4 protein-coding genes are annotated in these 5,764 nt (G+C 63.0%); 2 read left to right on the top strand and 2 right to left on the bottom strand.

From position 1 onward, the window contains the following. Nucleotides 1-1,049, bottom strand: a 1,049-nt coding sequence (locus tag WBV42_RS20705) for a TrmB family transcriptional regulator (RefSeq protein ID WP_423987714.1), incomplete at its 3' end; no start/stop codon positions are given. A 153-nt stretch (nucleotides 1,050-1,202) separates the two neighbouring features. On the opposite strand from WBV42_RS20705, the gene WBV42_RS20700 reads away from it, so the two are divergent. Continuing rightward, the gene (locus WBV42_RS20700) at nucleotides 1,203-4,286 is read left to right on the top strand and encodes an FtsX-like permease family protein (protein ID WP_423987713.1); all 3,084 of its coding nucleotides are present in this window, start codon (nucleotides 1,203-1,205) and stop codon (nucleotides 4,284-4,286) included. Nucleotides 4,287-4,296: 10 nt separating this feature from the next. Next, nucleotides 4,297-4,962, top strand: a complete 666-nt coding sequence (locus WBV42_RS20695; protein WP_423987712.1) for an ABC transporter ATP-binding protein — start codon at nucleotides 4,297-4,299, stop codon at nucleotides 4,960-4,962. Nucleotides 4,963-5,344: 382 nt separating this feature from the next. On the opposite strand, the gene WBV42_RS20690 is transcribed toward WBV42_RS20695, so the two are convergent. Next, the coding region (locus WBV42_RS20690; protein WP_423987711.1) for a hypothetical protein at nucleotides 5,345-5,764 on the bottom strand (420 nt) is incomplete at its 5' end.

The raw sequence follows: 5,764 nt of genomic DNA, 5'->3' as shown, positions 1-5,764 counted from the left end.
ATTCGATCCGCACCGATATCCTCGATCACCGCCCCTTCGCCGCCGATGGTGAAGCTACCCTCGTCGGTTTCGAGGACGAACGACGCCCGGCCCGCCAGTTGGGCGAGCGTTATCGGACCATCGCGGTCGCCTTCACCTGTAATATCGACGCCCGTAATCGTCCCCGAAAGGGTTCGTTCCCGACCCGACCCGGTGTGGTAACCTTCAACACTGGCGGCAATCGTGGCACCATCGGACAGCAACGGTTCGATGAACCGGATGCATTCGCGTATCGCCACGAAGACGAACGGCGGCGTGTCGTCACGGTCGACGTGGATGGGAGGGTACACTTCCCACAGGCACGTCAGGAAGAACCAGTGAAACACGTACGCCGTGTCCCGGTCCTGGGCGAGCACCCCGTACTCCCGCGACGAATCGACGTGTGGCGCAAAGCAGAGTCGCGTCCGGTCGGTCAGCAGGAAAAACGCGTTCTGGAGTTCGCGGCGTCGCGCCTCGGTGCACGTTCCCTCGAAGGCCGATTTCTCGAACGGCAGGTCCTTGTCCGGCGGAACGTAGAGCGAGATTTGGATGTAGACGCCACGGTCGTGGGCGTCGGCGAGGAGCGGCCGCAGTTCGAGGAACTGCTCCGGCGCGACGGCGAGTTGGACATGCCGCTCGGCGGTCTCGATGTCGGCACGAGCGCGGTCCAACACCGTTCGAAATCGCCGGATGAGCGTGATCTCGTGGTCGTTCGAGTCCGGTTCCTGCCATCGATGCTGGATCTCATCGGCGGCGGTTTCGTACTGGTTGATTTGCGCCCGTAATCCCGAAAGCGCCTCTTCCGGGTCGGTCGCCCGTGCATACAGTCTATCCTGCTCGTAGGTTACCACGTACCCCTCGTCCTCCAAATCCCGCAGCACGTCGTAGATTCGCGGTCCCGGAACGCCGCTGGCGTCGGCGAGGTCGCTGGCGGACGCCGACCCGTGTTCGAGGAGGGTCACGTACGCGTTCGCCTGATACTGGGACAACCCCGCACTTTCGAGGACCGCTTTGAGTTCGCCGGTGTCCATACCACACAATCGGTGAGAACCACGTAAAACACTCGTTGATACATCAGTTGTCGAGGGCTGACGCGGACGACGGATCGATACGAACCCGTTTCCGATTCGTAGGCGGCCAATACCCTTTGCGCTCAGGATAACACCACGAACGACGGGTTTCGAATGGGGTATCGGTGGAAACTCTGTACGCAGTGGTCACGTCGTGACAGACTGACCATCGTCATCATCGCGGTAGCGACTGCCTTTCTCGTCGGGACGACGCTGTTGCTGGTCGCCGCGAACACCCAGACCTCGGCGATTTCGTCGGGGTTCAACGACTCGATGGATGTCACCCACTACGATTCGGTTGCCGCGGCGGATTCCGTGGCCACGAACGACGACATCGTCCTCCCGGTCGCCGCCGTGAAGCGGAACGGGACGACCGAGTACGTCGTCGGCGTGCCACCGGACGCGCCGACCGTTCTGAAAAAGGTCTCCGTCTCGTGGCGGGAAGCGCGGTTTCCACAGCCACCGTCGAACGCGACGTTCGCCGGTCCGGTCGGAGGCTGGACACAGCAACGCTTCGTCGGAACCAATCACACCGAGACCGTTTCGGTCGCCCCGACTTCGACCGAAAAGTCCGTCTTCCCGCGCTCGTGGTACATCGGCAAGCCAGCCACGGTCCGGTCGTTGGGAACGACGGACGCGTACGTCGTCCACACGACGTCCGCGTCGAACGGGGGGGATCGGCTTCGTTCGGGAACGAGGATCATCACGCCCGGACTCTATCGGTACTTCATCGCCGGAATGCAGGGCGTGGTTTCCCTGTTGGGGTTGGCCGTCCTCGGCGGCGGCGTCCTCGTCCTCGTGGTCGTCTACAACGTCACCCGAATGAGCGTTCGCGACCGACTGGACGCCATCGAAGTCGTCCGTGCGACGGGAGGAACGCCGCGAAGACTGCTGGTGACCTTCGGCGTCCGTGCAGGCTTGCTCACGGTGGTCGGAATCGCGCTCGGCTACGCGCTCGGCGTCATCGTCACGAGCGCCGTCGTCAACGCCGCGATCATCGTCGGCCTCCGGATTTCGCTCGCACCGACGGTGAGTCCGGCCGTGCTCCGCATCATCGTTCCGGGTCTCGCCGTCCTGTTGTTCGCCGGTACCGGCGCGGGCGTTCTCGCGGTTCGCCCGGCGACGATCACGCCCCCGTCCCGACTCAAACAGGCGTACACTCCGGTTTCGAAGCCGAAACGAACCGGTAAACGGCCGATGCAGCGATTGCGAACGCTGGTCGATACGACCGTCCTCCGCTGGCGGGCGGTCGTTCCGGCGGCGACGATACTCACCATCTTCGTCCTCGTCGTCCTCCTCGTCGGGTCGCTGGTGGGCGTCCTCGCGCCGCTCGCGAAGACGTCTGGCGGGACGATCACCGAACCCGGCGCACCGTACCCGATGGCGAGCAGGATCGACGCCGGATACGCGGACTTGCTTCGGAACCAAGGCGTGAAGGCCAGTCCCGAAATCATCGTCGTTCAGGTCCGGAACGGGCAACCGTATTTGGCACGCGGGGCGGACTGGCGTTCGTTCGCGGCGGTGTCGGACGCGACCCTCGTCGCGGGTCGTCCACCGAAACACAAGTACGAAGCCGTCATCGGCCGCGACCTCGCGCGAACGTTGGGTCTCGGTGTCGGTGACTCGGTCACCCTCGGCGGTGCGTCCTCGCCCGCGTTCACGCAGGTCACGATAACCGGGGAGTTCACGGCGGACGGGATAGGGGACGACCAACTGATCGTGCCGCTCTCGACCGCACACGACCTCTCGACGGACCCCGGAACCGTCCAGTTCATCCGGACGAAGGGAGAGGGTTCACGTCTCTCGCGGTCCCAATCGGACTCCCCCGACATCATCGTCAGCAGCGTTTCCGCTCCCAATTCCGCCATTCGTGGACATCGAATACCGATCAGAATCGATATCAGGAACGCCCGTTCGACGGCACAAACCCGGACACTGACGGCCAGATTCGGTTCCACCTCGAAATCCCGAACCGTCACGCTCGGCGGCGGCGAGGAGCGTACGGTGCGGATGAACGTCTCGGCCTCGACGGTCGGAAGTCGGATGCTTCGAGTCGGTTCGTACACGCAGTCCGTGGACGTGTACCGTCATTCTCCATTGGCGGTTCCTTCCCTGCCGTCACAGGCACCGCCAAACGGAACGATGGCGGTACCTGTTCGAACGGAAAGCGGTGCGAACGTCTCGGGCGCGACGGTTCGAATCGGGGACCGAACCACGACGACGAACGAGGAAGGTATCGCGCTCGTCCATCTGCCGGGTCGGGAAGGCACCTACAATCTGACCGTCGAGAAGGGGAATCGGGTGAACAGGTCGTCGATTACCGTCGCTTCGGGTGCGGCACGTTCGCCGATGGGAACCGTCGACGTCACCTCGACGGACGTGAGCACCATGTCACACCCGACCGCGAATATCGTCCTGTTCAATCCGTGGAGTCAACCGATTACGCGAAACATCTCGTTCGTCACGCCGACGACCACGGTGACGCGGGAGGTTTCGATTCCACCCTACGAGTCGGTCGTCACGACGAGGCAACTCGGGGGAACCGCCGACGCTTCCGGAACGGCCGCATCCGGCACGAACGATATGTTGTCGCCGGGTAACTACTCGGTTCGAGTGGTCACCGACGGCCGAACGATCGCGACGGATTCGTTCACCGTCCACGGCGATAGTCGGACGTTCTCGACGCTCGCCCGAAACACCGACTACTCCAGCGGATCCGGGATCGGCGGGGCAGTCCGTGGCGTGTTCGGGAACTTCAACCTCCTCTTGGTGGTGATGGTCGTGCTGGCCGGATTGACCGCGGTCGGCGGGACGACGGCGACGTTCGCGCAGGCCGTCCACGCGCGCCGCCGCGCCGTCGGCGTCTATCGAGCGACTGGCGCGAACCGGTTGCGGTTGGTTCGAATCCTGCTTACCGACGCTTGTCGTCTCTCGATTCCGGCCATCATCGTCGCCATCATCGCCGCGCTGTTGACGTTACGACTCCTCGCCGTCGCCGGGTTGTTCACCGTCTTCGGCGTTCGACTCTCGCCGCAGATTCCGCTCCCGATTCTCCTGCTCGCGGCCGGGAGCGCGCTGGTGTTGATGTGTCTGAGCGTCCTCATCGCGGCGATGCCCTACCTCGTCTCCGAACCGACGGCGGTTCAGCGCGGAACGACCCCAATCGAACCGGAAGAAAGTAGGGGGGAACGATTGTAGGGGTGATACCATGACCGAAACCGTGCTGGACGCGGATTCAGTCCGTGTCGTTCGGGGGGGACGGGACGTTATCGAGGACGTGTCGCTCTCGATTCCGACGGACGCCCAACTCCTCGTACAGGGACCGAGCGGGGCGGGGAAGACGACGCTGTTCAACGTACTCGGCCTGCTCGACACGCCGACGAGCGGGACGGTCAGCATCCGCGGCGAGGACACCGCCGAACTCCCCGAACGAAAGCGCGCCAAGTTGCGCCGTGAGACGCTCGGCTTCATCTTCCAGGACTTTCAGCTCATCGAGGATTTGACCGCGTGGGAGAACGCCGCCCTCCCGCAGGACCACACCGGAACGCGGGACGAGGAGTGGCTCGAAACGCTCTTTTCCAGACTTGAGATCGAGGACCGCGCGGACCAGTATCCCGCGACGCTCTCGGGCGGGGAAAAACAGCGCGTCGCCATCGCCCGCGCGCTGGCGAACCGCCCCGCCATCGTGCTTGCCGACGAACCGACCGGCCAACTTGACCCCGACACGACCACGCAGGTGCTCGATCTATTGTTCCGACTGCAGGAAACGGCCGAAACCGCGCTCGTGGTCATCAGCCACGACATGCAACTGCAACCGCGGTTCGACACGGTCGTTCGGTTGGAGGACGGAAAAATCCGGACCGAAGTCGCCTGAGAGGGTGGTTATTCGACGCGTTGGGGGACTCGCGTTCCGCTCGGCGCGACTGCCGTCGATCACTCCCAAAGTAGTACGAACAAAATCCCGAACAAACCGAACGCAACGACATACATCGTTGCGAAGACGACGCCGCGCACAAATGTCCAGTAGCCCCAAAATCCAACGACGGTGAACATGGCGATCGCTACGTACTTGTGTTGCCGACTTGGAAAATAGCCATTGTATTGCCGTTGGTCATGTAGCGACATTGCATCATCTTTGTTCGCCCACCCGCTTTTATCCTTCTATTAGGTACTCAAAATAAATATAAAATCCGCGAGAGAATTCATCCGTTCGACGACTCTCTCGCACCGAAAACAGTTCACGTGACCACGGGCGGTTACTCTTCCCCCGATTCCTCCGACGTGGTGGCCTCGTACACCGTCTGCCGGTCGTCGAAGTACACCGGCGCGTCCGTGTCGGCCTCGAACCGGACGACACGGTCCAACGCTTCGCGTCCGTCGTCCACCTCGGAGCGGAGGTCATCGGCGAGGGACCCGTAGCCGTCCGCTAACTCTCGAAACGCCACGATTCGTGCGCGTTTGGCTTCCACGACGGCCTGCGTTTCTTCGATTTCACGCTCTAACTCGGTCACCGCTGCGGTATCGGTTTCACTTTTGGGACCGTCCGTCGATGGCGAGCGCTCCGCCGTTTCGACGTCCTCGGGGCTGTCTTCCAACTGAGCGCGCACCTCCGACACTCTGTCGTCGATGTCGTCCAGCAACGCGTCGGCTTCCGTCGTCATCGTTTCAACGTTCCC

The sequence above is a fragment of the Haladaptatus sp. genome (assembly GCF_049589095.1).
GTDB lineage: Archaea > Halobacteriota > Halobacteria > Halobacteriales > Haladaptataceae > Haladaptatus.
Note: the sequence above shows the minus strand (reverse complement) of the source record. Positions and strands in the feature narration are given on the sequence as shown.

Coding starts and splice junctions, on each gene's coding strand:
- WBV42_RS20695 (WP_423987712.1), top strand. CDS start 4,297: ATGACCGAAACCGTGCTGGACGCGGATTCAGTCCGTGTCGTTCGGGGG.
- WBV42_RS20700 (WP_423987713.1), top strand. CDS start 1,203: ATGGGGTATCGGTGGAAACTCTGTACGCAGTGGTCACGTCGTGACAGA.